Genomic DNA, 23,846 nt, shown 5'->3' with positions numbered 1-23,846 from the left:
CACCGAACAGCCGATCACCGACCCGGCCGATGCCGGGATCGATCTCCCGGCCCTGGGTGAGCCCGGGATCGATGCAGCCGGTGTAGAGGGTGAGCCAGGGGAAACGCTCGCCGATCAGGGCCAGGCCCGGTCCTGAGGCCAGAGCCGTGATCACCCGCAGGCGATCGCCCGTCACACCGCGCCTCTGCAACTGCTCCAGCAGGGCCGCCAGGCTGTGGCCCGTGGCCAGCTCGGGGGCGAACACCAGCACGCCGCAACGGCTCTCGATCGAGTCGGGCAGCGTGGTGCCGCATCGGTCCACGTGCTGCACCCGGGCAGCGGGCAGCACCTGGCGGGCCCCATCCCACAGGCCCAGCCCGGCGGTGAGCACGGGAAGGGCCAGAAGCGGTACGGCGGGATCCACCACCATCCCCTCGGTGGAGCCCAGGCATCCATCGATCGGGGTGGCTCGCTGGGGCAGCCAGTCGCGCAGGGCCTCGTAGGTGAGCCAGCGGCCCAGTTCGGCCATGGCCGTGGCGTAGACGGCGGATGGGGTGTGCCGGTTGCGCAGCACGCTGAGCCAGTGGCCGATCAGGGGGTGGGGGGGAACCACCACCCGCAGGGTCATCCCCATGGTTGCCATAAGTTGAGGCTTCACCGTAGTTGTGCGCCGATGGGCCCCGTCCGTTCCCTGCTGCACGCCCTGAGCCGCCGGCTGGTGATGGCCTGCCTGCTGGGCGCGATGCTGCTGGTCCTGGCCCCCGGCGCCCAGGCGATCACCGCCCCCGAGCTGAGGGGCCAGAGGGCCCTGCAGGATCTCCAGCCCGACATGCATGGCCGCAACCTGCGCCAGCAGGAGTTCCTGAAGGCCAGCCTCGAGGGGTTCGACTTCAGCGAGGCCGATCTGCGCGGCGCCGTGTTCAACGGCAGCTCCTTGCGCGAGGCGGACCTGAGCGCCGCCAACCTCGAGGACGTGGTGGCCTATGCGACCCGCTTCGATGACAGCAACCTGGAGGGGGCCATCCTGCGCAACGCCATGCTGATGCAGAGCCGCTTCAAGGGCAGCAGCATCACCGGCGCCGACTTCAGCGACGCGGTGCTGGACCTACCGGAGCAGAAGGCGCTCTGCGCCCGGGCCACCGGGGTGAATCCCAGCACCGGCGTCTCGACGCGCGAGAGCCTGGCCTGCCGCTGACGGCATTCCCATCGCCGCCACGCCCGGCGATGAGGTCGGTGGAGAAGTTCTGGGGTCTGCCCATAGGATCGGACTCCGGTTCCGCTGGTGAACAGCCAGCGGAGGCAACGGGGAAAGCCGGTGAAAGTCCGGCACTGTCCCGCAGCTGTGATGGCGGAGTGAGCCTGGCTCGCTCCCGCCCAGTCAGAACGCCCGCCGGTTTTCCTGATCTCTCGGCGCGGACCGAACCATGACAATCCAACAAAGGGCTGGCCGCTCCACCGGGCTGGGCCTGGCCCTGACGGTGTTCAGCCTGGCCCTGCCGGCACGGGCCCATCACCTGCTCGACATCAATGGCCTCCAGCCCACGCCCCTGAACGGGCTGGTGAGCGGCCTGCTCCATCCCGTGATCGGCCCGGACCATCTCCTCTTCCTGCTGGCCCTCTCCCTGGTGGGCTGGCAGCGGCGGGGCGCCTGGATGGTGGCCTTGCTGGCCGTGGGTCTGCTGGGCAGCGCGGCGGGCCTCGTGGCACCAGGGCTGCCGGGGGCCGAGCTGATCGTGGCCGGCACCCTCAGCGTGGTGGCCCTGGTGCTCTGGGGCTGGCTGCCCGCCGTGGCACTGCTGCCGGCGATGGCTCTGCACGGTTACGTGCTCAGTGGCTCGGTCCTGGGCTGGAGCGCCATGCCGCTGGCGTCCTACGGCCTGGGTCTGCTGCTCAGCCAGGCCGCGCTGCTGCTGCTGTCCCTGGCACTGCTGCGGCGCTTCACCGCCCGACTTCCCGCCGCAGGGCTCCGCTGGGCGGGGGCCCTGCTCGTTGGGGTCAGCGCCACCCTGGCCCTGGCCAGTGGCCTGGCATGAGCCATTCCCCTGGCATGACAGCAGCCATCAACACAGTCCCATCGCCTACCGGAGGCGGCCGGTTGCCGGTCACCGTGGTGACCGGATTTCTCGGTGCCGGCAAGACCACCCTGCTGCGGGAATTGCTGCTGCATGGTCAGCAGCGGCTGGCCGTGCTGGTGAACGAGTTCGGCGAGGTGGGCCTCGACGGGGATCTCCTGCGGGGCTGCGGGTTCTGCCCCGAGGAGGAGATCGACAGCCGCCTGGTGGAACTGGCCAACGGCTGCCTCTGCTGCACGGTGCAGGAGGACTTCTTGCCCACGATGCAGCAGCTGCTGCAACGGGCCGACCAGCTGGACGGCATCCTGGTGGAGACGAGCGGTCTGGCGCTGCCCGAACCCCTCGTGGCAGCCTTCGGCTGGCCGGAGATTCGCGCACGCACCCGAGTCAACGGGGTGGTGACGGTGGTGGACGGCGAGGCGGTGGCCGCCGGCTCGGTGGTGGCCGATCCGGCGGCGCTGGAAGCCCAGCGCCTGGCGGATCCCAGCCTCGACCACGCCACGGCGATCGATGAGCTGTTCGCTGAACAGCTGGAGTGTGCGGATCTGGTGCTGGTGAGCCGCGCCGATGGGCTCGATGCAGCTGGGCTGCAGCGGGTACGGCAGCGGGTGGAGGGTCTGGTGCGGCCCGGCACACCGATCCTGCCGATGGAGCGGGGTCATATCGATCCATCGCTCGTGCTGGGCCTCGGGGACCCGAGCCAGGGCGTCCAGACACCCGACCACGACACCGGTCCTGACCATGACCATGACCACCACGATCACAGCCATGTGGCCGTGGAGGCGGTGGCCATCCGCCTGCAGGGCACCTGGCCCCGGGCAGTAGTGGAGGCGGCGGTGCAATCGCTCAGCCGGGAGCAGGGACTGCTGCGGGTGAAGGGGCGTGCCTGGCTGCCCCGGAAGGCCCGTCCCCTGGTGATCCAGACGGTGGGACCCCGGTTCGACAGCTGGTTCGAAGCGGCCGATGGCGACGGCATCAGCGCGGCAGCAGGCCAGGCACCGGGCCTCGAACTGGTGCTGCTGGGCTTCAGCCTGGATCAGGCCGAGCTCCAGAAGGCCCTGCTGCGGGCCCTGCAGCAGGGCTGATCGATCACGCCCGACTCGACCTAGTGATTTCCCTGGTGACGCGCTCTAGTCGAGCGGGATGTCGCCCTGGGCGCAGATCCCGTCCCAGCAGAGGGCGGGCTCCTCACTCCAGCGGGCTTCCACCGGAATCCAGGGCGAGGCCGAAGTTGGCCGGCTGGGGCTGGGCCGTTGCATGGTGACCGAACCGCGCCCATCGTGGCGGAATTCGATTCTCTGGTCATCGAGGATCAGGCTCCAGCGCTCACCGACGGAGTCCACCAGCATCTGGCAGTCCCGCCACGGACCCTGCCGATCACGGCAGCGCAGGGCGATGGGCTCCTTGGACGGCGGCGCGCCGGAACCATGGCTGCCGGTGGCACCGGCACTCACCGGCTGCCCGGGCAACAGCAGCAGGCCACCCAGCAGCAGGGCCAGAACGCCAGGGGTGGGCCGCGCGGAAACGAGAGGATCCGGAACGACACGATCCGCGTCGCGATCGCTCCGGTGGTGGCGGTGGAGAACGGACACCAGGCCCCGCTGCCTGCTACCTCTTCACGCTGCCAATCGCCAGGGGGGCGGCGGCCTGTGGGCTGCCAAGATTTAACAAACACCCACTCCTCCGTGCCCGTCTACTGCGCCCGCGTGCAGGTTTCCCTGCGTCCCTCGGTTCTCGACCCGGCCGGAGAGGCCACCCGCGCCGCCGCTGCCCGGCTTGGTGTGGTCAACCTGCGCCGCCTGCGGATCGGCAAGGCGATCGAGCTGGAACTGGAGGCGCCCGATGCCGCCACGGCCCGGCAGCAGCTGGAACTGCTCAGCGATCGACTGCTGGCCAACCCGGTGATCGAGAACTGGACGCTCGACCTCAAGGAACAGCCCGAGGAGCCGCAGGCATGACCGTCGGCATCGTGGTGTTCCCCGGCTCCAACTGCGACCGGGATGTGCGCTGGGCTCTGGAGGGGTGCCTGGGCGTGCCGACACGGTTCCTCTGGCACGAGGAACGGAACCTGGACGGGCTGGATGCCGTGGTGATTCCCGGCGGCTTCAGCTATGGCGACTACCTGCGTTGCGGGGCGATCGCCCGCTTCGCCCCCGTGCTCACGGAAGTGCGGCGGTTTGCCGAGCAGGGAGGGCCGGTGCTCGGCATCTGCAACGGGTTCCAGGTGCTCACCGAGATGGGACTGCTGCCTGGCGCCCTCACCCGCAACGCCCGCCTGCATTTCGTGTGTGAACCCACGGGGCTGGCGGTGCATCCGGGCCAGTGCCGCTGGCTGCAGGGCTACGGCGAGGGCGAGACCATCGAGCTGCCGATCGCCCATGGCGAGGGACGCTTCCAGGTGGAGCCCGACCAGCTCACCAGCCTGGAAGCCAATGGCCAGGTGGTGCTGCGCTACGCCGCCAATCCGAACGGTTCAATGGGCGATGTGGCGGGCCTCACCAACGGACAGGGCAATGTGCTGGGCCTGATGCCGCACCCGGAGCGGGCCTGCGATCCGCTCATCGGCGGCATCGATGGCCGACGATTGCTGGAAAGCCTGATGGGCTGAGCGCTTCCGGTCGTCTGAACCTGCCAGGAGATCTCTCCTTGCCATGAAGATTGTCATGAAAAGGGGCCCCGTCAGGGGCCCGGATGGCGCCATGGGGCGCCGGCCATGGTGCTGTGGGAATCAGTTGACCGCAGCGAAGAAGTCCTTCGATTTCACGGGGTCGGGATTCATGGTCTTGTCACCGGGCTGCCAGTTGGCCGGGCAGACCTCGTCGGGGTGGGACTGCACGTACTGGAAGGCCTGCAGGACCCGCAGGGTTTCGTCCACACTGCGGCCGACGGGCAGGTTGTTGATCGTGCTGTGCATGATCACCCCGTCGGGATCGATGATGAACAGACCCCGCAGGGCCACGCCGGCTTCCTCGTCGAGCACGTTGTAGGCGCGGGCGATCTCTTTCTTGAGGTCAGCGATCAGCGGATAGTTGCAGGCACCCAGACCACCGTTCTTGCGGTCGGTCTGGACCCAGGCCAGGTGGCTGAACTCACTGTCCACCGACACACCCAGCACCTCGGTGTTCTTGCTGGTGAAATCGCCGTAGCGGTCGGAGAAAGCCGTGATCTCCGTGGGGCACACGAAGGTGAAATCGAGCGGATAGAAGAACAGCACCACGTACTTGCCGCGGTACTGAGAAAGGGAAACCGTCTGGAATTCCTGATCCACCACAGCGGTGGCCGTGAAATCGGGAGCGGGCAGGCCGACGAGCCGGGACATACGTGCGTGCAAGGTGAAGAACGGAAGGCGCGTGCGGCCGGCCAGGACAGACTGCCTGAGCGTACTCGTACCGACTTCCAGTTACATCCTACAATTTATCACAGGTGCGTGGCGGCCACGCCATAGGCTGGCAGCAGTTCGACGATTCGAGGCTATGGGTTGGGACCCTGCCGTGCTGCGCAAGTACAACACCACGGGCCACTTCCGGCTGCTGAGCCAGCTGAAAGGGGAACTCAAGAGCAACCCGCTCGTCCGTCCCAAGGAGGGACAGACCGTGGGGGAAGTGAACCGCAGCAAGGGTCTGATCAGGGCGATGGAGGCCCGCGGCACCGGCCGCAGCCGACGGGCGACGGCCGCCGCCCAGGCCGCTGCCGCGTACCCGGTGGTCGTGCGGGAAGACCCGGCGGCAGCCCAGGTGGCCTCGGACAGCGCCATGCCGGCTGAGGACGTCGGCGAAGCGCCGTTCACCGGTGATCACGACGGGGAGAACGGCGCGGGCAGCTTCCGCGCCCGCCTCAATGCCATCGACCTGCGCTGAGCACAGGCCGCAAGCGTCTCGGGCTGGCCGGGAGGCAGCCTGAAGGAGTACTCAGACATCACCTCCCCCTGGCCGTTTCCGTGCCTGGGAGAGGCGTTGGATGCCAGCACAACAGTGCCAGGCTCAAATTGTGGCGTGCACTGACGCCGGACAACCCACGGATTGAGGGAAACGCTCTGATGCAGTGAAACCCACTGAAGGGTTGAAACCGGCCTGGACTAAAGGTCCCGACCATGGACCACATTCAGAACGAAATCATGGCCGCAGCTTCTGATCTCAGAAGGCCACACAATGGCTCGGGGGAGACTTGAACTCCCGACCTTGGGGTTATGAATCCCACGCTCTAACCAGCTGAGCTACCGAGCCGCGGTGGGATGAGTGTATCAGGCGCGGGGTGGCAGGAACTGGAGCGGATTGGCGGCACCCTTGGAGGGCGGATGGATCTCGAAGTGCAGGTGCGGACCGGTGCTGCGGCCGGTGCTTCCCATCAGGGCGATGAGGGTTCCCTGGGCCACCTCCTGACCCGCGGACACCATCAGGCGGCTGTTGTGGGCATAGAGGGAACGGCTGCCGTCGGGGTGGGCGATCGTCACCAGATAGCCGTAGCCACCGTCATGCCAGCCGGAGAACGACACCCGGCCGCGGCGGGCCGCCACGATGGGGGTGCCCACGTTGTTGGCCAGATCGATGCCCTTGTGCATCCGCCCCCAGCGCCAGCCGTAGCCGGAGGTGAACACCCCCTTGGTGGGCCAGATCCAGCCGTCGGCGATCACGTTGCCTCCCTGTCCCCCGGGTTCGGTCTCCACGCCGGGGATCTGGGGCCAGCTGAGGCCTCCACTGGTGGAAGGCTTGAGGCCGAGCACGGCCCGCTGGCGCACCGGAGCCGCCTGCACCAGTTGCACCTCGTTGCCGGCCACCAGCCGGGCGGTCTGCATACCGGGGTTGAGGCGGAGCAGCTCCGCCATGGTGAGGCCGTAGCGCTGGGCGATCTTCATCACGGTGTCGCCAAGACGCACCACGCCGGTGGCCTGCACCGGGGGAGGAGCCTGAAGGGGGGGGGTGCGCCGCAGCTCGGTGGTGTCGATGGCCGCCAGCAGTTTCACGGCACGGGTCTGCTGGGAGGGCACCACGAGCCAGTCTCCGCGGTCGAACTCGTGGTCGGAAGCCACGTCGTTGAGGGTGGCGAGCCGATCGGGCTGAATGCTGAGGTCGCGGGAGAGTTCGTCCAGGCTCACCGGACGTCGCACCTTCACCCAGAGCTTGTCATTGCTGGCCTGAGGCAGCGAAGCCAGCAGCTGATCCACAGCGGGATCGTCGGATTCGGCGGCGCCGAAGGCCTGGGTGACGGCAGGCATGCCGGCGGCCAGAGCCGCTGTGAGCAGAAGGGACGTTTTGATTGATGTCAATGGCTTCATCAAAGGTTCCCCAAACGACAAGGCTCAGTAGAGAAGCCGAGATCTCTGAGCCGCGCAGACAGTAGCGGACGGGCCTGGGCGGTTCAAGTGCGCCCGCCTACAGACAGGACACAGGAACAGGCCACTGGCAGGGCGTTCACTGGGATCGGGGCGGGCCGATCAGGGGCGGTCGGCCTCCTGCCGCAGCGCTTCGAACAGCACCACACCCACGGCCACCGAGAGGTTGAGGCTGCGCACGCCCCCCTCGGGATGGTGCCGGGAGCGCCGCATCGGGATCGTGAGCACCGCGTCTGCCCGCTGGAGGGGCTCCGCGGGCAGGCCATCGCTCTCACGGCCGAACAGGAGCCAGTCGTCGGGCTGAAAGCGAAACGCGGTGTAGGGCGTAATGCCGTGGGCGCTGAGGGCCACCAGGCGCCCCCCCTGCCGGCCCTGCACCCCGGTGAAGGCCGGCCAGTCGGCATGGAGCGTGAGGGGCACATAGGGCCAGTAGTCGAGGCCGGCACGGCGCAGGGTGCGATCGCTGATCTCGAACCCAAGCGGACCCACCAGATGCAGCTCCTGGGCCGTGGCGGCGCAGGTGCGGGCCACGTTGCCCGTGTTGGGCGGAATCTGGGGCTGGTACAGCACGACCCGGGGCATGGTCAGGACAGCGGGGGCAGCGGCTGGCTCAGCGGGGCACCGGCTGACTGATGGCCGCCAGATCGAGGGCCCGGCCCGCCACCACCAGCCAGCAGCGCTGGCACAGAGGCGCCAGCCGTTGCTCCAGCGCGCCCAGACGATCGCGGAAGCGACCACCAATGGCCGTGGCGGGCACCACCCCCCAGCCGGTCTGCTCGCTCACCACGATCACCCGGCCGGGGCAGGCCGCCAGGGCGGCGCAGAGCTCCTCGCTGCTGCGGAGCCACTGGTCGTCGCTCTGGTCCAAGCCCCATGCCACCCAGGTGCCCAGGGCATCCACCAGGGCCAGCTCCGCCGGATCCAGATGCCGCAGGGTCTGCGCCAGCGCGGCCTGCACCTCCAGGACACGCCAGCTGGGGGGGCGGCGCAGACGATGGACCTGGAGGCGAGCCTGCCAGGCGGGATCCTGCTGACGGGTGTCGGCGGTGGCGAGGTAGAGCACCGGGCCTGGATGGGCGGAGGCGAGGTGTTCGGCCCAGCGGCTCTTGCCGCTGCGCGCCGGGCCGGTGACCAGCTGGCAGCGGGTGTCAGCGTCCACGCTCAGCCGCCACCGTTCATGTTGCGCAGGGTCGCCACCGAGGATGGGGACACGCGGTTCAGGTAGCGGAAGATCCAGTACTTGAACACCGTGGCCAGCACCACCGGGAAGGTGGCGATGAACAGCATGATGAAGTTCTCCTGGGCGGGCAGACCCAGGTGGTGGGCGACCCCATCCAGCAGCACGGTCCAGCCTTCCGGGCTGTGGAACCCCACGAAGATGTCGGTGAAGAGGATGATCGCGAAGGCCTTGGCGCTGTCGCTCAGGCCGTACACCAGTTCATCCACGAACCCGCGCAGCACCTGAAGATCGCGGCGCCAGAAGAGGCACACCAGCACGAATCCCACCAGTCCGGCCAGGTCTGCCAGCACGTTCTTGATCGCGTGGGTGCTGGCCTGATCGGCTTCCTCCTTGAGTTCCTGGGCCCTCTCGGCCAGTTTCTGGTGCAGCTCGTCGCTGGTGGGCAGGCGGTTGCCGGTGAGAAGGGCGTCGAACTCGATCTCGGCGCGGTACACCCGCAGCTTCTCCACGGCCCGTTCCTCCAGCTGGGGGCGCGGATAACTCAGGAAGCCGTGGTCGGGGGCAAAGCGATCCACCAGGGGAGACACCACATAGGTGCGGCTCACCTGCTGCAGCAGGACGGGCACCAGCACCATCAGCAGCAGGATGCGCAACGACACCAGCGTGGAGTCGCGCCGGCGGCGGAAACCGGCGACCATGTTCGCCTCGGCCTTGGGGTCGAGCTGGCGGCGCACCTGGTCCACCACCCCAAGCAGGCTGCGGGGCAGCACTTCGGGGGAGCGGCTGATGGCCGGCAGGGGCTGGCGGCGCGGGTCGTAGCGGCCCACCACGGTTTCGATCAGCTGCAGCTGCCGCAGTTCCTGGCCCAGCAGCTCGCCGCGGTTCGGCTCGAGCACGGCCAGGCTCTGCCGGCAGACGTCCAGGGCGGCCCGGAACCGCCGCAGCACCTGGTCCTGCACCCCGCGCGGCAGGGCCAGCTCCAGTTCGGGACGCACCGGGCGGTCGTTGTAGTGCTCCAGCTCGATGCTCTGAATCAGCAGCGCCGCTTCATAGCCCCGCTCGAGGTGATGACTGAGATCCAGTGCCTCGGCACGACCGAAGGCACCCAGCCAATCGGTGAGGCCCATGGGAGATCAGCGGGAGAAGACCCACCAGGTGGCCATCGGCACCACGGTACCGACCACCAGCAGCACCACCACCCAGGTGAAGGCGTTGCTCTCGGCGGTCTCTTCCTTGGTGGGAACGTTGGTGGGGAGCGTCTCCACCTCGGCCACCACGGGCTCCCCGGGATCCTCCCCGCCCTGCAGCACGGTCTGCAGCCGGCTGATCCCATCCAGACTGGCCTGGCGGAAGCGGGCGCCGTCGCGGATCGGCTGGGCCATGGTGGTGCGGGCGGTGCTGCGCAGCAGCGACGGGCTCAGTTGGCCCTTCAGCTCAGGCGAGCTCACCACCGCAGCGGAGTTGGTCTGGCTGTCGATCAGGAACAGCAGCTGGCCCTCATCGCCGGCGGTGGCCTGCCAGCGCTCCAGCAGCTCGCTGCCCAGCTGGGGCAGGGACAGGCCGTAATCGAGCCGGGTGAGGGTGATCAGGTGCGCGTCCACCCGCTCGGCCTGCAGCGCCTCCAGCTGACGGCTCACCTCGGCATTGGCCGCCCGGCTGAGCACGTTGGCCGTGTCGAGCACCCGCTCCTCGGGCGGGCTCTCCGGGAAGGCGTTGGCGGAAACGGCCAGGGCGGGGGCGGCGGCCCCCAGGCCCAGCACCAGCACGGCCAGGGCCGCCCAGCAGGCCTGCAGGACACGCTGCCGCCGCGACAGGACGCCGCGGCGGTGTGGGGAGATCAGGGCCTGGGGCAGGATCAACTCGATCGGCGCGCGTCCCCCTAGTTTGCCTGGTTCCGCCAGGCCTGTCCCCCGCGCCGTCATGAGCCTCCCCGCACCCGCCCGCACCGCCCTGGGGTGCGGTGTCCTCGGGCTGGTCCTGGTGGTGGTGAACCAGCTCAGTGCCGGGGGACTGACCCCCCCCCTGGAACGGGCCGGAGTGCTCGCCAGCCTGCTGGCGGTGGGTTTGATGCTGGTGGGGGTGCTGTGGACCCGGGCAAGCCCCGAGGCCGCCGCCAGGTCCCCGCTGGCGGGCCAGGAGGGTCTGGAGCTGGCGGAGGAACTGCCGGCCGAGGCGGTGGAGGAGCTGGGCTGGGGCAGCCAGATGCTGCTCACGGCCACCCCGGCGGCCGTGGTGCTGGTGCAGTGGCGGGGAGAGACCCTGCTGCGCCGGGGGCTGCTCACCAGCACCCCGTTCGAGCCGGGTGCCATCTGCGCCAGGGCTATCGAACGCCAGCGACCGCTGTCACTGGTGAACCTGCACCTCTACCCGGGACGCGCCGAGTTCGAGAGGCTGCTGCCGGAGCTGCCGGCCGTGGTGGTGCAACCCCTGGGCAAGGAGGGGCTGCTGCTGCTGGGCGGCTGGTCGGTGCGCTGCTTCAGCCGCAGCGACCTCACCTGGGTGGAGGGCTGGGGCCGGCGGCTCACAGCCCGATTGGAGCCGGTGCGGCCCGGTCGCGCCGGCTCCGATCCGGCGCCTCCGGAAGCCGAAGCTGGGTCCTGACCCGGGCTCCCGAACCGCCGAACTGCACGAAGCCGTTCTTCGACGCCGTGCCGGTGAGCCGCTCGGCCCTGGTCACCTGGTCGTTCTCCTCCCGCCGCAGGGTCACACCGCCGCTGGCCTCGACGGCCCCGGTGTCCCAGTTCCACTGACAACGCTGCGCCTGCAGGCTGTCGCCGGGCTGGTTCAGGCGGCAACCGGAAGGCACCACGGCCGTGGTGGTGGCGAAGTTGAGCTGGAAGCCCGATCCGCGCAGGCTGGCTTCCCCCAGACGCCCCTCGAAGGGCTGATCGCTGGTGAGCAGGCGGCGCTCCAGATCGATCCGCGCCCCTCGGGCCAGCAGCTCCCCGTTCTGGCCGGGATCCACCACCCGCACGGGGCCGCGCAGGTCGATGGTGCGGTTGCGGGTGTTGGCCGTGAGGGAGGGGGCCGTGAGGCGCTGAGCGGGGCGGTCCGGCACGGCGCGTTGGCCCCGCACGGGCCCGCGGCCCTGCAGGGCGCCGCTGCCGGGCCACCAGTCCACGCGGCTGAGCTCCAGGCGCAGCGGTTCATCCCCGGAGCGCACCAGCGTGGGCTCCCCCTGCAGCTCCAGGCGGTCATCCCCGATCAGGAACCGCACCCGCTGGCTGGTGAGGCGCAGATCATCCTGGGTGGCCACCGGAGCGCGGTCGAGCTCCATCAGCTTGCGGGCCGGATACCACCGCACCCGCAGGGCCGTGATCACCAGGGGCTTGTCCCCCTCCTCCAGCCGCTGCACCCGGGTGGGGCCCTCCAGCTGCACCACCTCGCCGTCGTTCAGCACCACGCCGTTGGCGGCCGTGAAGCGGTAGAGGGGCTTGCCCTGGCTGTAGAGCACACCGCGCAGGTCCCGGGCCTGGGCCACCCGGCGGCTGAGGTCGTAGCGGGTTTCCGGGCTGCTCAGCTCCCACAGGGTCCTGCCGTCGCCGTCCTGCTGGCGCAGGTTGAGGCTGCGGAACACGAAGGGGGGTGCCGCTTCCGGTTCCTCCGGAGGGCCCGTGCAGGAGGCGAGCAGAAGGGTGAGACCAAGGCCGGCGGCCGGCCAGGACAGGCGGATCACAGCGGGGAGTCGAGCTCGAGCCGCAGCAGCACGGGCTCGGGCGGCGGCAGGGGCTGCCCCGGCGGCAGCAGCCCCCAGCGCTGGGCCGCGAGCCACGGGCTGGTGGCAGCCTTGGGCTGGGCCGCCACCCCGCTGGCCGCGCTGTCGAAGGGTTCAAGACCCAGCTGGTGGAGCATGCGGGCCGACAGTTCCGGCACCAGGGGAGCCAGCAGCACCGCCACCGAGCGGGTCGCCTCCAGCACGGCATAGAGGTCGGCGGCCACACCCGTCTCCTGGTCCGGAAGCTTCATGCGCTTCCAGGGAGCCTGGTCGTTGAGATAGCCATTCGCCGCCGTCGCCAGCTGCAGCACCGCCTCCGCCGCCCGGCGGAAGTCGAGCCGTTCGAGGCCGGCACAGGCCTGCTCGCCGGCCAGCCGGGTGGCCTGGGCCAGGGGGTGGTCCCCGGCGCTGGCCTCACCGGCCGGCGGCACGGCACCGTCGAACCACTTGCGCGCCATCGAGCTGGTGCGGTTCAGCAGGTTGCCGATGGTGTTGGCCAGGTCGTTGTTGACCAGGTCGGTGAAGCGCTGCTGCTGGAAATCGCCGTCGTCGCCAAAGGGGATGTCGCGCAGCAGATACCAGCGCACCGGGTCGCGTCCGCAGCGCTCGAGCAGCACCTCCGGATCCAGCACATTGCCCAGGGACTTGCCCATCTTCTGGCCTTCACGGGTGAGAAAGCCGTGGCCGAACACCTGCCGGGGCAGGGGAAGTCCGGCCGAGAGCAGCATGGCCGGCCAGTAGACGGCGTGGAAGCGGAGGATGTCCTTGCCGATCACGTGCAGCTGGGCCGGCCAGCCCCGCTGCAGCAGGGCGTCCAGGTCCACCGGACCGGGCGGGCCGCTGCCATCCGCCGCCAGCAGGGCGGAGAGGTAGCCCAGCAGGGCATCGAACCACACATAGAAGGTGTGTCCTGGATGCCCCGGCACCGGAATCCCCCAGGGCAGATCGATCCTGGAGATGGAGAAATCCCGCAGGCCCTGGGCCACGAAATTCTCCACCTCGCGGCGGCGGCTGGGAGGCTGGATGAAGTCGGGCTGGGCGATGAGCGCCTCGATCTCCGCCTGATAGCGGGACAGGCGGAAGAAGAGGTTCACCTCGTCGCGCCACTCGAGCGGCCGGCGGTGGGTGGGGCACTCCGGATCCTGCGCCTCGTGGGGGTCGTCCTTGAATTCCTCGCAGGCCACGCAGTACCAGCCCTGCTGGCGGCCCTCCACCACATCGCCCCTGGCCTCCACCCGGGCGAAGAACTGGGCCACCAGCTCGTGGTGGCGTGGATCGGTGGTGCGGATGAAGCGGTCGTGGCTGATCTGCCAGCGGTCCCAGAGGTCGCGGTAGCCGGCGCTGATGCGGTCGCAGTGGTCCTGGGGACTGACCCCGGCGGCCTCGGCGGTGCGCTGGATCTTCTGGCCATGCTCGTCGCACCCGGTGATGAACACCACCTGCTCGCCGCAGAGCCGCTGGTAACGGGCGATCGCATCGCAGGCCAGGGTCGTGTACGTGCTGCCCAGATGGGCGCGGTCGTTGACGTAGTAGAGCGGGGTGGTGAGGGTGTAAGACATGCGGCGGGAGATGGTCCGGCGGTACTCCGGGCTCGTTGCGCCGCTGCAGCGGACCTGTGCCGGGGCCGGATCCTACCCATCATTCCCCGGACCCTTCCCCGCCCTGCCTGAACCCCGATGCAAGACGAGCGGTATCCCGTCGTGGTGTGGGGAGGGGGAACCGGAGGGGTGGCGGCGGCCCTCCAGGCCGGCCGCAGCGGCACGGCCACCCTGTTGCTGACCCCTGGAGCCTGGCTGGGGGGAATGGTGAGCGCCGCCGGCGTCTGCTGCCCGGATGGCAACGAGCTCACCCCCTGGCAGACCGGCCTGTGGGGAGCCCTGCTGCGGGAGCTGGCCCGGCGGGAACCGGAGGGCCTGGACCACAACTGGGTGAGCTGCTTCGGCTACCGCCCCGCCACGGCCGAGGCCATCCTCCGGGAGTGGGTGGCGGCGGTGCCCCAGCTGGACTGGTGGCCGAACACGCGGCTGCTGGCGGTGAAGCGGCAACAGGACCGGGTGGAGCGCCTCGTGGTGGAGCGTCCCGCGGCCTCCCAGTACGCGGGCCAACCGGTGACGCTCCACACCCGGGACGGGATCGTGATCGACGGCAGCGACCGCGGGGAGCTGATCGCCCTGGCCGGGGCGGGCTACCGGCTCGGGTGGGAGGCAAAGGAACGGTGGCAGGAGCCGAGCGCTCCCACCGCCGGCGCGATCGCCACCGAGTCCTTCTTCACCGAGCAGCCGGTGCAGTCACCGACCTGGGTGGCGATGGGACAGCTGCAGCACGAGGCCCCGCGGCGGGGCGAAGAGCGGCCGCTGCCGGAGCCCTTCGCCGGCGCCACGGCCAGCTTCGGGTTGGAGCGCACCATCACCTACGGCCGCCTGCCCGGCGGTCTGGTGATGCTGAACTGGCCCCTGCACGGCAACGACTGGCACGAGGGCCTCGCGGCAGCGTTCAACCCCGATCAAGGCCGCCAGCGGGCGCTGGAGCGGGCGATGCAGGCGCACAGCCTGGCCTTCGCGACCGCGCTGGAACAGGCGAGCGGCGGCTGGATCAAGCTGGCGCAGGTGTATCCGCGATCAGTCGCCGAGGCCAGCCTGCAGGGGCCCTCGCCACTGGCCCTGATGCCCTACTGGCGCGAAGGCAGGCGCCTGAAGGGCTTGAGCACGGTGATCGAGCAGCAGCTCCTGCCCGTCGGCAGCGGTGCCCGGCTGGCCCCCCTGCCCTGGCACGACGGAACAATGGAGGCGGTGGCCGTGGGCAACTACGCCAATGACCACCACTACCCAGGAGACGACTGGCCCCTGGCGCCGAAGAGCTGTCCGTGGGGAGGCCGCTGGACCGGCACCCCGTTCTGCATCCCTTTCAGCGCCCTGGTGAGCCGGGACACGGCGAATCTGATGGCGGCCGACAAGGCCATCAGCACGAGCCACATGGCCAACGGCGCCACCCGCCTGCAGCCCCTGGTGCTCAATGTGGGCCAGGCCGCGGGACTGGCGGCGGCGCTGTGCCAGCGGCAGGGCTGCCTGCCGGCCCAGTTGCCGGTGCTCCAGCTCCAGAGGGCGCTGGTGCTGGATGGGCAGGCACCGGCCGGCCCCCTGCCCCTCTGGGACACGCCTTGGCACCACCCGGACTGGCGCCAGCGCCAGCTGGCGGCGCTGCAGGATCCTTCGCTGCTCGGCGGCGATGGCACGCTCGCCGCCAGCACCGCTGCCGAGGGCCTGGGCCGTCTGGACCCGGGCTGGACGGGAGCACCGCCCGAACCCCACGAACGGCTTTGGGAGGGGTGGCTGCGCAGCGATACGGCCGGCCGCTACACCCTGGAGACGGAGTCGGGGGCCTGGCCCGTGATCACCCTGGAGCCGGCGCTGCACCGCTGGCTGCAGCAGCTGGAGGCGCCGCGCGCCGCACGCCTGGTGGGCTGCGCCAACCCCTGGGGGCCGTGGCTGCGGCTCTCGCGCCTGGCTGTCTGACGGGCCCCGCGGCGGACCTCAGGCGCTGGCGACCAGACGCAGCTGATCCCGGAGCGGGTCCACCAGCTGCACCCGCACGATCAGGGCGTCCCCCGGCTCCGCGTCCGCCGGGCAGTGGGCCGCCAGATCCATGGCGAGGTCCTCGAGGTGGACCAGGCCCAGTCCGTCCTGGGCCCTCAGCCAACGCAGGAACTGGGCGGACCACTGACGGGACCGGTGGCGGGAGAACCACACCTGCTGCCAGTGGCGCTGGTCTTCCCGGCTGATCTGCAGCCCCTGGCGAATCGGATCCTCCAGCTGGTCCAGCAGGGCCTGCAGGGCCTCGGCATCCAGCGGAGGCCGGCCCTCCTGCACGGCCAGCAGCTGACGCTGCACCACCAGGTCGCCATAGCGGCGGATCGGAGAGGTGGCCTGCACATAGGCCGGCAGGCCGAGGCTGAAGTGGGCGCTGGGCACGGCTCCGGTATGGCCGCGGCTGAGGCAGCGCTTGATCGCGGCGTGGCGCACCGGGCCTGCCGGCAGTGCCTCGAGCTCGCTGGGGCGCGGCAGCTCGGCCGGCAGCTGGCTGCGGTAGGGAAGCGCCAGGTGGTGCTCCTGGCCATGGGCGGCCACCGCAGCACCGGCAAGGATCATGGCCTCCGCCACCATCAGTCGCGAGGGGCTGGGCTCGGTGATCTCCAGCTCGGGCTCCCCGTCGCGCACGCGGATCCGCCCTTCCGGCTGATCCATCTGGATGGCACCCCTGGCCAGCCGCCAGCGGCGGCGGCGCTCCAACAGGCCATGAAGCTCGGCCAGATCGGGATCCTCGGGCGGAGCCAGGTCGATCAGCTCGTCGGCATCGGCATAGCTGAGCCGGTAGGTGGGGCGCACCCAGCTGCGCGCCAGGCGGGTGGCCGTGATGGCGCCCTCTCCGTCCAGCTCCAGCCCCAGGCTCCAGGCCGCGTTGCGCCGGCCGGCGACGAGGCTCAGGGGTCCGGTGGCCAAGGCCTCAGGGAACATCGGCAGGGTGCCGCTGGCCAGGTAGAGACTGCTGCCGCGGCGGCGCGCCTCCACATCCAGGGGGGAGTCCAGCGCCACCAGGCGGCCGGGATCGGCGATGTGGATCCACAGGCGCAGCAGGCCATCCGCACAGCGCTCCAGCCCGATGGCGTCATCGATGTCGCGGGTGTCGGCGTCGTCGATCGTGACGCAGTGCAGGGCGGTGAGGTCGAGGCGATCCCCATCGCCCGCACATGGACCGTCAGCCCGATCGATCAGGCGCCGGGCTTCGGCCTCCAGGTCGGCGCTGAACCCGGTCTCCCAGGTGGTGGCGTGCAGGGAGGGCAGATGGTGGGGATCCCACTGGCCCAGATCCACGAGCAGATGCCTGACGGCACCACTGTCGGCGGCACAGTGGGCGGCCTGGAGCGCCCGCCGCAGGCCCGGCGGCAGCTCCGGGGCCTCCTGCCCCGCCGCCAGGGCGAGCAGCTGTTCCAGCTCGCGCTGTTGCGGTGGGCCGAGCATCGAGCGCTGCAGCGGCTGCCGCCGTGCCAGGGCCTCATGCCACAGCTGCTCGCAGCGCAGCTCCAGCGCCTGGCGGTGCAGGTCTCGGCGCAGCTGGCGCAGGTCCTCGGCCGGGCGGGCGGTGATGCCCTGCTGCCGCAACCGGAACAGCTGCTGGGGCCCTTGCAGCCACAGCCAGCAGGCCGCCAGCACGATCGGATCCCGGCGACTGCACACCAGCTCCACCCAGTCGGGGAGACTCCAGCTCTGCCCGTCGTCGACGAGCAGGAGCCAGGCCGCCGCAAAGTCCCGCCGGCGGGGCAGGGCAGCGGCCAGCTCCTGCTCGTCGAAGGCCCACGGGGGCAGGCCGAGACGGCCCGGCGGGTCTGCGGTTCCAGGCAGGGGTGCCAGGAGCGATGCAGACCGCCGCGGCAGGGACTGGTGCCGATGCTGGAAGCCGACGCTGAGATCGAGCTTGGAGCCATGCTCCCTGAGCACCACCGCCAGGTGGGCACCCCGCTCGTCCTTGACGCCGACGAGATCGCCGGGATGGAATGCGGGCGTGGCCAGGGGCTCAGCCTTCGGGATTCACGAACGGGAGCAGAGCCACAATGCGGGCGCGCTTCACGGCATTGGTGAGATCACGCTGCTGCTTGGCGGTCAGGCCCGTGAGCCGGCGGGGCAGGATCTTGCCGCGTTCGGTGATGAATTTCTTGAGCAGATCGACGTCCTTGTAGTCGATCGGATCGCCCGGCTTGATGGGAGACAGGCGCTTCTTGAAGAAGGAGCTGGACATGACAGGAGAGGAGAAGGTCTGGAAGGAGGCCGATTGCAGAGGAGGCCAGTGGCAGAAGAAGCCAGTGGCAGACAAGGCCATTGGCAGACACAGCCGATGGCAGAAACCGTGATCCGAAGCGGATCAGCGGAGCACGGCGTTCGATCAGCGGAGCAACGCGCTCACTTGATTTCCTTGTGAACGGTCGACTTGTTGCAATGCGGGCAGAACTTCTTCAGCTCCAGCCGTTCGGTGGTGTTGCGGCGGTTCTTCTCGGTGGTGTAGCGGGACACACCAGGAGACCGCTTGGCGGGGTTGGACCGGCATTCCGTGCACTCGAGGGTGATCACGATCCGGACGCCCTTGTTCTTAGCCATGAAGGACGTTGCGCCGCGTGAGCGATGCGAAAGGACAATGTCGCACCATACGTCCTGAAGGGTCCTGCACCCTGCCTCCGCCGGCGGGGTGCAAAGCCACGCGTCCCTAGGATCCGCCGTCACTGACGCACGACGGACACCATGCGGGTATCGCTCCAGTGGCTGCGCGAGCTGGTGGGCGGGCCTGCGGCGGCGTCCGGATCCTGGCCCGAAACGGCGGACCTGGCCGAGCGGCTGTCGATCGCCGGCTTCGAGGTGGAGGCGATCGATGACCTTGCCGCCCAGGCTGACGGCGTGGTGGTGGGTCTGGTGAAGGAGCGGGCGCCCCACCCCGACGCCGACAAGCTGAGCGTGTGCCAGGTGGATGTGGGCGCCACGGACACCCTTCAGATCGTGTGCGGCGCAGCCAACGTGCGGCAGGGCATCCACGTGCCCGTGGCCCTGGTGGGTACCCGGCTGCCGGCGGTGGATCTCACAATCAAACCGGCCACCCTCCGGGGCGTGGCCAGCAGCGGCATGATCTGCTCCCTCAGCGAACTCGGCCTGGAGGAGGGCTCGGCCGGGATCGCCGTGCTCGATGACCTGCTGGAGCTGGTGCCACCGCCGGGTACTCCGGTGGGTCCGAGCCTGGGGCTGGATGACACCGTGCTGGAGCTGGCCATCACCGCCAACCGGCCGGACGGACTGTCGATGCAGGGCATGGCCAGGGAGGTGGCGGCCCTGCTGGGGCTGAAGACCACCCTGGCGGCCGTGCCCCAGGCCTGTCACGCCGAACCGCTGGTGGTGGCGGCGGCCGATCGCCAGACCATGGAGCGCGGTGGGCTGTTCAGCCTCACCGCCCTCGAGGGGGTCCGCGTGGCGCCGTCGCCCCGCTGGCTGCAGCAGCGCCTGCAGAAGGCCGGAATCCGGCCCATCAACAATGTGGTGGACATCACCAACCTGGTGATGCTGGAAACGGGTCAGCCCCTGCACGCCTTCGACCGCGACCGGGTGGCGGCCCTGGGAGGCGGCAACCCCGACCCAGGCGGGATCGGGCTGCGGCAGGCCCGCCCGGGCGAGCGCCTCACCACCCTGGACAAGGAGGAGCGGCAGCTGGATGCGGAGGCCCTGGTGGTGACCTACCAGGACCGGCCGATCGCCCTGGCCGGACTCATGGGGGGCCAGGGCGAGGCGGTGGATGCCGGCACCGGTGCGATCTGGCTGGAGGCCGCGGTGTTCGCTCCCCGGGACGTGCGTCGCTCCGCCCGCAGCGTGGGACTGCGCACGGAAGCCAGCAGCCGCTTTGAGAAGGGTCTGCCGGCCGAATCGACGCTGGTGGCCAGCGACCGGGCCTGCCAGCTGCTGCAGGAGCTCACGGGTGCAGAGGTTCAGGGCCGCTGGGTGCATCAGCGGCCGGGTAAGCCGCCGGAACGCATACCGCTGCGCCGGGACGCCCTCCACAACATGCTCGGACCGGTGCTGGGCGAGCAGGGCCCGGAGGATCTGGACGACGACCGGATCGGGCAGACCCTGGAGGCCCTCGGCTGTTCCCTCGAGGAGAGCGGCGAGGGCTGGCAGGTGCAGGTGCCGCCATCGCGGGCCACGGATCTGCAGCGCGAAGTGGATCTGATCGAGGAAGTGGCGCGGCTCGTGGGCTACGACCGCTTCGCCTGTCATCTGCCCGATCCGGTTGAACCGGGCGGACTGGATCCTTCCCAGCAGGCGGAGCGGCGGCTGCGGCGGGCTCTGTGCGCGGCCGGCCTGCAGGAGCTCTGCAGCCTGTCCCTCGTGGCTGAGGCCGAAGGCCGCCTGCCCCTGGCCAACCCGCTGCTCGCCGACTACGGCCATCTGCGCGATGAGCTGCACAGCGAGCTGCTGGCCGCGGCGCGTCGCAATCTCCAGTGCGGCCAGCCCGGATTCTGGGGCTTTGAGATCGGGGCCGTCTTCGATGGCGCCGGCAGCCAGAGCCAGCAGCTGGTGGGTGTGATCTGTGGCGAGAACCGCTCCGAGCGCTGGACCAGCAGCGGCAAACCCCAGGCGCCGGACTACTTCAGGGCCCGTGGTGTCCTGCAGCAGGCCCTTGCCGCGCTACGGATCCCGAGCGAAGACCGGCCTCTCACCGGGAACGACCTGCTCCATCCCGGTCGCGGCTGCCAGATCGTGGTGGAGGGACGGCCCCTGGGCTGGTTCGGACAGCTTCACCCCGCCACCGCCGAAGGCCAGGAGCTGCCCACCGCCACCTACCTGTTCCAGCTGCAGCTGCCGCCGTTGCTCACGGCGGCCACCCGGCCCAACCGCTGGCAACCGGCATTCCGCAGTTTTCCCACCGTGCCGTCGGCGGAGCGGGATCTGGCGCTGGTGGTGCCGGTGAACACGCTGGCGGCGGACCTGCTCCAGGTGATCCGCAAGGCCGGCAAGCCGCTGCTGGAGCACGTGGAACTGGTGGACCGCTACGAAGGGGATCAGCTGGGAGAGAGAGAATGCAGCCAGGCCTTCCGGCTGCGCTACCGCGACCCTGAGCGCACCCTCACCGACAGTGATCTGGAAATGGCGCACGGCCGGATTCAGGCGGCCCTGGAACAGCAGCTCGGTGCCAAGCTGCGCAGCTGAGCCGGCGTCCTGGAGTCCCAAGGGACTGCCATCCCTGTTCAGGCCCCCATCTCGTTTCAGGCCATCTGCCTCAGGAGGAGGGCTCCGCACGGCGCAGCACCGCCAGGGTTTCGATGTGGCTGGTCTGGGGGAAGAAATCCAGGGGCTGCACCCGGCTGACGGTGTAGCCGCAGGATCGGGTGAGCAGACCCAGATCGCGTGCCAGCGTGGCCGGATCGCAACTCAGGTACAGGAGCAGGGGGGGAGACGAAGCCTGCAGCGCCGCCATCACAGCCCCATCGAGTCCGCGGCGGGGAGGATCCAGGAACAAGGCCTGGCAGCGGGGCAGCCAGGGCGGCAGCAACGCGGCCACATCCCCGGCCTCGAAACTGGCCAGCTCTGAGAGCCCATTGATTGACGCATTGAGCGCTGCCAGCCGGACGGCCTCCGGGTTGCGCTCCAGGCCATGCACCCGCCAGCCCCCTCGGGCCAGGGGCAGGCTGAAGGTGCCGATCCCGCAGTAGGCGTCCACCAGGAGCCCCGGAGTCAGCCCCTCCAGAGCGTGCTGGAGAGAGGGAAGCACCCGTTCGGCCTGGGCTGTGTTCACCTGAAAGAAGGTGTCGCTGGCGATCCTCAGCTCCTCACCGCAGAAGCGCTCGCGCAGCCAGCTGCGGCCGGCCACCAGTTCGGTGTGGGGACCGAGCAGGGTGTTGGTGGGCTGGGGCTGCAGGTTTAGGGTCACGCCCACGATCTGGGGCCAGCGCGTCCGCCAGGCCTCGGCCCGGCTGGCCAGCCCCTCGAGCTCGGCATGGCTGCTCACCAGGGTCAGCAGCACCTCGCCGGTGTGGTGGCCCAGGCGCAGCGCCAGATGGCGCAGTCCACCCTGCCCTTCCAGCTCCCGGTCCACGGGCCAGCCACTGGCCTCCAGGTCCTGCTTGAGCGGGGCAATGAGGGCGTCCAGGCGCGGATCCAGCACCGGACAGTGGTTCATGTTGACGATGCGGTGGGTACCGCGGCGGTAGTAGCCGGCGCGCAGGGATCCATCCGCGCGGCGCTCCAGCGGGACGATGGCGCGGTTGCGGTAGCCGAGACAGGCGGGGGCCGCCACCACGGCTTCCACCGGAGTCGTCAGCCCACCGATCCGCTCGAGGGCCTCCTGCACCCGCTCTCCCTTCCAGCGGGACTGGAGGTCATCACGGAGATGCTGCAGGCTGCAGCCGCCGCAGTGGTCGGCGAGGATGCAGGGCGGGCGACGCCGGGACAGAGAGGTCTCCAGCACCGCCTCCAGGGCCGTGAGCCAGTGCCGCCGGGCGCGGTGCAGGAGCCGAACCGCCACCCGCTCGCCAGGCAGAGCGCCGGGTACGAAGCAGGCCATGCCGTCATGGCGTCCCACCCCCTGGCCGTCATGGGAGAGACCATCGATGCGGATCTCCACCCGATCTCCCACGGTGCCCCCAGGCCACCGCCCGACCCTAGACGTGCAAAGGGGCGTTACACCTTCTGCGGACATCGCAGGAGTGGCCTGTGATGTGGATACACTTCTGCCTGCGTCTGGTCGCTGCAATGAGCGTCGTTCGGGATCTGATCCTTCAGGCCGATGATCAGCTCCGCTACCCGAGCGGCGGTGAGCTGCGCTCGATGGTGGACTATCTCAGCGGTGGGGCCCAACGCCTCTCCGTGGTTCGGGTGCTGACCGACAACGAGAAGAAGATCATTGATGAAGCAGCCAAACAGCTGTTCAGCCGCAAGCCGGACTACGTGGCGCCGGGTGGCAACGCCTATGGCCAGAAGCAGCGGGCCCAGTGCCTGCGGGACTACAGCTGGTACCTCAGGCTGGTGACCTATGGCGTGCTGGCCGGAAGCACCGAGCAGATCCAGGAGATCGGTCTGGTGGGTGCCCGGGAGATGTACAACAGCCTCGGCGTGCCGATGCCCGGCATGGTGGAAGCGATGCGCACCCTCAAGGACGCCGCTTTGTCGCTGCTGGGAACCGAAGAAGCCGCCATGGCCGCCCCCTACTTCGATTACCTGATCCAGGGGATGCAGACGCCCACCTGAGCTTCCCGCTGGTCGCTTCATCACCTTCAGACCCCTGGATGGCGAGCGGGCACGCCTTCCAGGGGTTTTGTGTTGCATGCCCCAGGCCTTGGCCAGAGCGAGACGCACTCGCGAAGCAGGAGTCTCGCCCTGGACCAGTTACGGGACTTTTAATGAGACCAACGCGAGAGGAGGCAGACGGAACCGGAGACGGGTTCAGGAGGGAGCAGCTGGAGGTGAAGCCAGCTCAATGGCGCCTGAGACGTCGGTCGCCGGCAACGCCATCGACCGACAAGCTTGTCTTGCATCAGTCAGCCGTGACCCGTCCCAAGACTCATCACGGTTCCCATTCGGGACCCCTGGGATCGTCTATCGGGCTTGCGGACCACTTCTTGGTGACGGGTGCCATCGCCAGTCCTGACACCAGGGCCGTTGGTCGCTCTGCCGGCGCAGGCCACACCATCGCCATGAAATTCCTTGCCATGTCATCCCGGCCTGGAGGCAGGGCCGATGTCATCCCCAGACTCCGATCGCCGATCCCAGATGCGACAACGCACGAGACTCGTAGAGCGTCTCATGCGGGACATGTGAGCGCACCAGCGACCTCCTGCCGCCGGCTCGGCCGCACGGCCGCGCTCATCTCTGGCCATTGGATCGGCGTACCTGCATCTACCACAGATACGCGGCAGGACAGAAGCCCGTTGCCACGGGGTTTCTGGTTGGCTCTGGCAGGACCTGGACAACCTGGGAGCCCAACCGTTGGCCAGGATCAGGCTCAGGCAAAAGGCCCAGGGCCGACGTCGTGCTCCATCGGGACCCA

At 69.7% G+C, this 23,846-nt stretch carries 24 protein-coding genes, 1 tRNA gene and 1 riboswitch; of the genes, 10 read left to right on the top strand and 15 right to left on the bottom strand.

Going from position 1 to position 23,846, the window contains the following annotated elements:
• The coding region (gene upp / locus CPCC7001_RS02710) for a uracil phosphoribosyltransferase (RefSeq protein ID WP_083782552.1) at nt 1–613 on the bottom strand (613 nt) is incomplete at its 3' end.
• A gap of 39 nt (nt 614–652) precedes the next feature.
• On the opposite strand from upp, the gene CPCC7001_RS02705 reads away from it, so the two are divergent.
• The 3 genes from CPCC7001_RS02705 (at nt 653) to cobW (ending at nt 3,136) form a co-directional block, all read left to right on the top strand.
• Nucleotides 653–1,174: a pentapeptide repeat-containing protein gene (locus CPCC7001_RS02705; RefSeq protein WP_006909715.1), complete on the top strand. Its 522-nt coding sequence runs from the start codon at nt 653–655 to the stop codon at nt 1,172–1,174.
• Between the two features lie 59 nt (nt 1,175–1,233).
• Nucleotides 1,234–1,389: riboswitch (cobalamin riboswitch) on the top strand.
• Nucleotides 1,390–1,403: 14 nt separating this feature from the next.
• Nucleotides 1,404–2,012, top strand: a complete 609-nt coding sequence (locus tag CPCC7001_RS02700) for a HupE/UreJ family protein (protein WP_006910728.1) — start codon at nt 1,404–1,406, stop codon at nt 2,010–2,012.
• 14 nt (nt 2,013–2,026) lie between these two features.
• A complete protein-coding gene (gene cobW, locus CPCC7001_RS02695; protein WP_050757042.1) occupies nt 2,027–3,136 on the top strand; it encodes a cobalamin biosynthesis protein CobW in 1,110 nt (369 codons plus the stop codon).
• Nucleotides 3,137–3,181: 45 nt separating this feature from the next.
• Here the strand turns inward: cobW and CPCC7001_RS14935 are convergent, their stop codons facing one another.
• Complete coding sequence (locus tag CPCC7001_RS14935; protein WP_006910332.1) at nt 3,182–3,643, bottom strand: hypothetical protein; 462 nt, start codon at nt 3,641–3,643, stop codon at nt 3,182–3,184.
• A gap of 93 nt (nt 3,644–3,736) precedes the next feature.
• On the opposite strand from CPCC7001_RS14935, the gene purS reads away from it, so the two are divergent.
• Together purS and purQ are read left to right on the top strand one after the other, a co-directional pair.
• Entirely contained in the window at nt 3,737–4,009 is a 273-nt protein-coding gene (gene purS / locus CPCC7001_RS02685) for a phosphoribosylformylglycinamidine synthase subunit PurS (protein WP_043368523.1), read from the top strand.
• Nucleotides 4,006–4,659 carry a phosphoribosylformylglycinamidine synthase subunit PurQ gene (gene purQ, locus CPCC7001_RS02680; RefSeq protein ID WP_006911211.1) on the top strand — a complete coding sequence of 218 codons (654 nt, stop codon included), beginning with the start codon at nt 4,006–4,008 and terminating at the stop codon, nt 4,657–4,659. The genes purS and purQ overlap by 4 nt, the downstream gene beginning before the upstream one ends.
• A 120-nt stretch (nt 4,660–4,779) precedes the next feature.
• Here purQ and CPCC7001_RS02675 read toward each other — a convergent pair whose 3' ends face one another.
• A complete protein-coding gene (locus tag CPCC7001_RS02675; RefSeq protein WP_006911012.1) occupies nt 4,780–5,370 on the bottom strand; it encodes a peroxiredoxin in 591 nt (196 codons plus the stop codon).
• A gap of 154 nt (nt 5,371–5,524) precedes the next feature.
• Between CPCC7001_RS02675 and CPCC7001_RS02670 the strand changes: the two genes are divergently transcribed.
• Complete coding sequence (locus CPCC7001_RS02670) at nt 5,525–5,908, top strand: hypothetical protein (RefSeq protein WP_006910251.1); 384 nt, start codon at nt 5,525–5,527, stop codon at nt 5,906–5,908.
• Nucleotides 5,909–6,200: 292 nt separating this feature from the next.
• On the opposite strand, the gene CPCC7001_RS02665 is transcribed toward CPCC7001_RS02670, so the two are convergent.
• From CPCC7001_RS02665 to psb32, 6 genes are all read right to left on the bottom strand, one after another.
• A tRNA-Met gene (locus tag CPCC7001_RS02665) sits at nt 6,201–6,274 on the bottom strand.
• 17 nt (nt 6,275–6,291) lie between these two features.
• Nucleotides 6,292–7,263 carry a peptidoglycan DD-metalloendopeptidase family protein gene (locus CPCC7001_RS02660; protein ID WP_225867153.1) on the bottom strand — a complete coding sequence of 324 codons (972 nt, stop codon included), beginning with the start codon at nt 7,261–7,263 and terminating at the stop codon, nt 6,292–6,294.
• Nucleotides 7,264–7,482: 219 nt separating this feature from the next.
• Entirely contained in the window at nt 7,483–7,962 is a 480-nt protein-coding gene (locus tag CPCC7001_RS02655) for a tRNA (cytidine(34)-2'-O)-methyltransferase (protein WP_043368521.1), read from the bottom strand.
• Nucleotides 7,963–7,990: 28 nt separating this feature from the next.
• The gene (gene cobU / locus CPCC7001_RS02650) at nt 7,991–8,539 is read right to left on the bottom strand and encodes a bifunctional adenosylcobinamide kinase/adenosylcobinamide-phosphate guanylyltransferase (RefSeq protein WP_006911740.1); all 549 of its coding nucleotides are present in this window, start codon (nt 8,537–8,539) and stop codon (nt 7,991–7,993) included.
• Nucleotides 8,540–8,541: 2 nt separating this feature from the next.
• Entirely contained in the window at nt 8,542–9,687 is a 1,146-nt protein-coding gene (gene pxcA, locus CPCC7001_RS02645; protein ID WP_006911181.1) for a proton extrusion protein PcxA, read from the bottom strand.
• A 6-nt stretch (nt 9,688–9,693) separates the two neighbouring features.
• Nucleotides 9,694–10,353, bottom strand: coding sequence for a photosystem II repair protein Psb32 (gene psb32 / locus CPCC7001_RS02640; protein ID WP_043369405.1), 660 nt, complete (start codon nt 10,351–10,353; stop codon nt 9,694–9,696).
• A 127-nt stretch (nt 10,354–10,480) separates the two neighbouring features.
• Here psb32 and CPCC7001_RS02635 point away from each other — a divergent pair, with 127 nt between their 5' ends.
• A complete protein-coding gene (locus CPCC7001_RS02635) occupies nt 10,481–11,161 on the top strand; it encodes a cofactor assembly of complex C subunit B (protein ID WP_043368519.1) in 681 nt (226 codons plus the stop codon).
• Here the strand turns inward: CPCC7001_RS02635 and lptC are convergent.
• Nucleotides 11,082–12,236 (bottom strand): LPS export ABC transporter periplasmic protein LptC, encoded by a 1,155-nt coding sequence (lptC, locus tag CPCC7001_RS02630; protein ID WP_006911078.1) that lies wholly within the window; start codon nt 12,234–12,236, stop codon nt 11,082–11,084. The genes CPCC7001_RS02635 and lptC overlap by 80 nt on opposite strands.
• Nucleotides 12,233–13,834, bottom strand: a complete 1,602-nt coding sequence (locus CPCC7001_RS02625) for a methionine--tRNA ligase (protein ID WP_006909922.1) — start codon at nt 13,832–13,834, stop codon at nt 12,233–12,235. Before CPCC7001_RS02625 ends, lptC begins: the two co-directional genes overlap by 4 nt.
• Before the next feature lie 117 nt (nt 13,835–13,951).
• Here CPCC7001_RS02625 and CPCC7001_RS02620 point away from each other — a divergent pair, with 117 nt between their 5' ends.
• Entirely contained in the window at nt 13,952–15,787 is a 1,836-nt protein-coding gene (locus tag CPCC7001_RS02620) for an FAD-dependent oxidoreductase (protein ID WP_043368517.1), read from the top strand.
• An 18-nt stretch (nt 15,788–15,805) separates the two neighbouring features.
• Here the strand turns inward: CPCC7001_RS02620 and CPCC7001_RS02615 are convergent, their stop codons facing one another.
• The 3 genes from CPCC7001_RS02615 to rpmG form a co-directional block, all read right to left on the bottom strand.
• Nucleotides 15,806–17,770: an RNB domain-containing ribonuclease gene (locus CPCC7001_RS02615; RefSeq protein WP_006909699.1), complete on the bottom strand. Its 1,965-nt coding sequence runs from the start codon at nt 17,768–17,770 to the stop codon at nt 15,806–15,808.
• Nucleotides 17,771–17,843: 73 nt separating this feature from the next.
• Nucleotides 17,844–18,065 (bottom strand): 30S ribosomal protein S18, encoded by a 222-nt coding sequence (gene rpsR, locus CPCC7001_RS02610; protein WP_006041316.1) that lies wholly within the window; start codon nt 18,063–18,065, stop codon nt 17,844–17,846.
• A gap of 161 nt (nt 18,066–18,226) precedes the next feature.
• Nucleotides 18,227–18,421, bottom strand: coding sequence for a 50S ribosomal protein L33 (rpmG, locus tag CPCC7001_RS02605; protein WP_006910077.1), 195 nt, complete (start codon nt 18,419–18,421; stop codon nt 18,227–18,229).
• A gap of 141 nt (nt 18,422–18,562) precedes the next feature.
• Between rpmG and pheT the strand changes: the two genes are divergently transcribed.
• Nucleotides 18,563–21,010: a phenylalanine--tRNA ligase subunit beta gene (gene pheT, locus CPCC7001_RS02600; RefSeq protein WP_006911535.1), complete on the top strand. Its 2,448-nt coding sequence runs from the start codon at nt 18,563–18,565 to the stop codon at nt 21,008–21,010.
• A 70-nt stretch (nt 21,011–21,080) separates the two neighbouring features.
• Here the strand turns inward: pheT and rlmD are convergent, their stop codons facing one another.
• Nucleotides 21,081–22,436 (bottom strand): 23S rRNA (uracil(1939)-C(5))-methyltransferase RlmD, encoded by a 1,356-nt coding sequence (gene rlmD / locus CPCC7001_RS02595; protein WP_006909322.1) that lies wholly within the window; start codon nt 22,434–22,436, stop codon nt 21,081–21,083.
• A gap of 116 nt (nt 22,437–22,552) precedes the next feature.
• On the opposite strand from rlmD, the gene apcD reads away from it, so the two are divergent.
• Nucleotides 22,553–23,047, top strand: coding sequence for an allophycocyanin subunit alpha-B (gene apcD / locus CPCC7001_RS02590; protein ID WP_006911552.1), 495 nt, complete (start codon nt 22,553–22,555; stop codon nt 23,045–23,047).
• The last annotated feature ends 799 nt before the right edge of the window (nt 23,048–23,846 follow it).

The organism is Cyanobium sp. PCC 7001 (assembly GCF_000155635.1).
Taxonomy (GTDB): domain Bacteria; phylum Cyanobacteriota; class Cyanobacteriia; order PCC-6307; family Cyanobiaceae; genus NIES-981.
The sequence above is the reverse complement of the archived record's forward strand: the minus strand, read 5'-3'. Positions and strand labels throughout refer to the sequence as shown.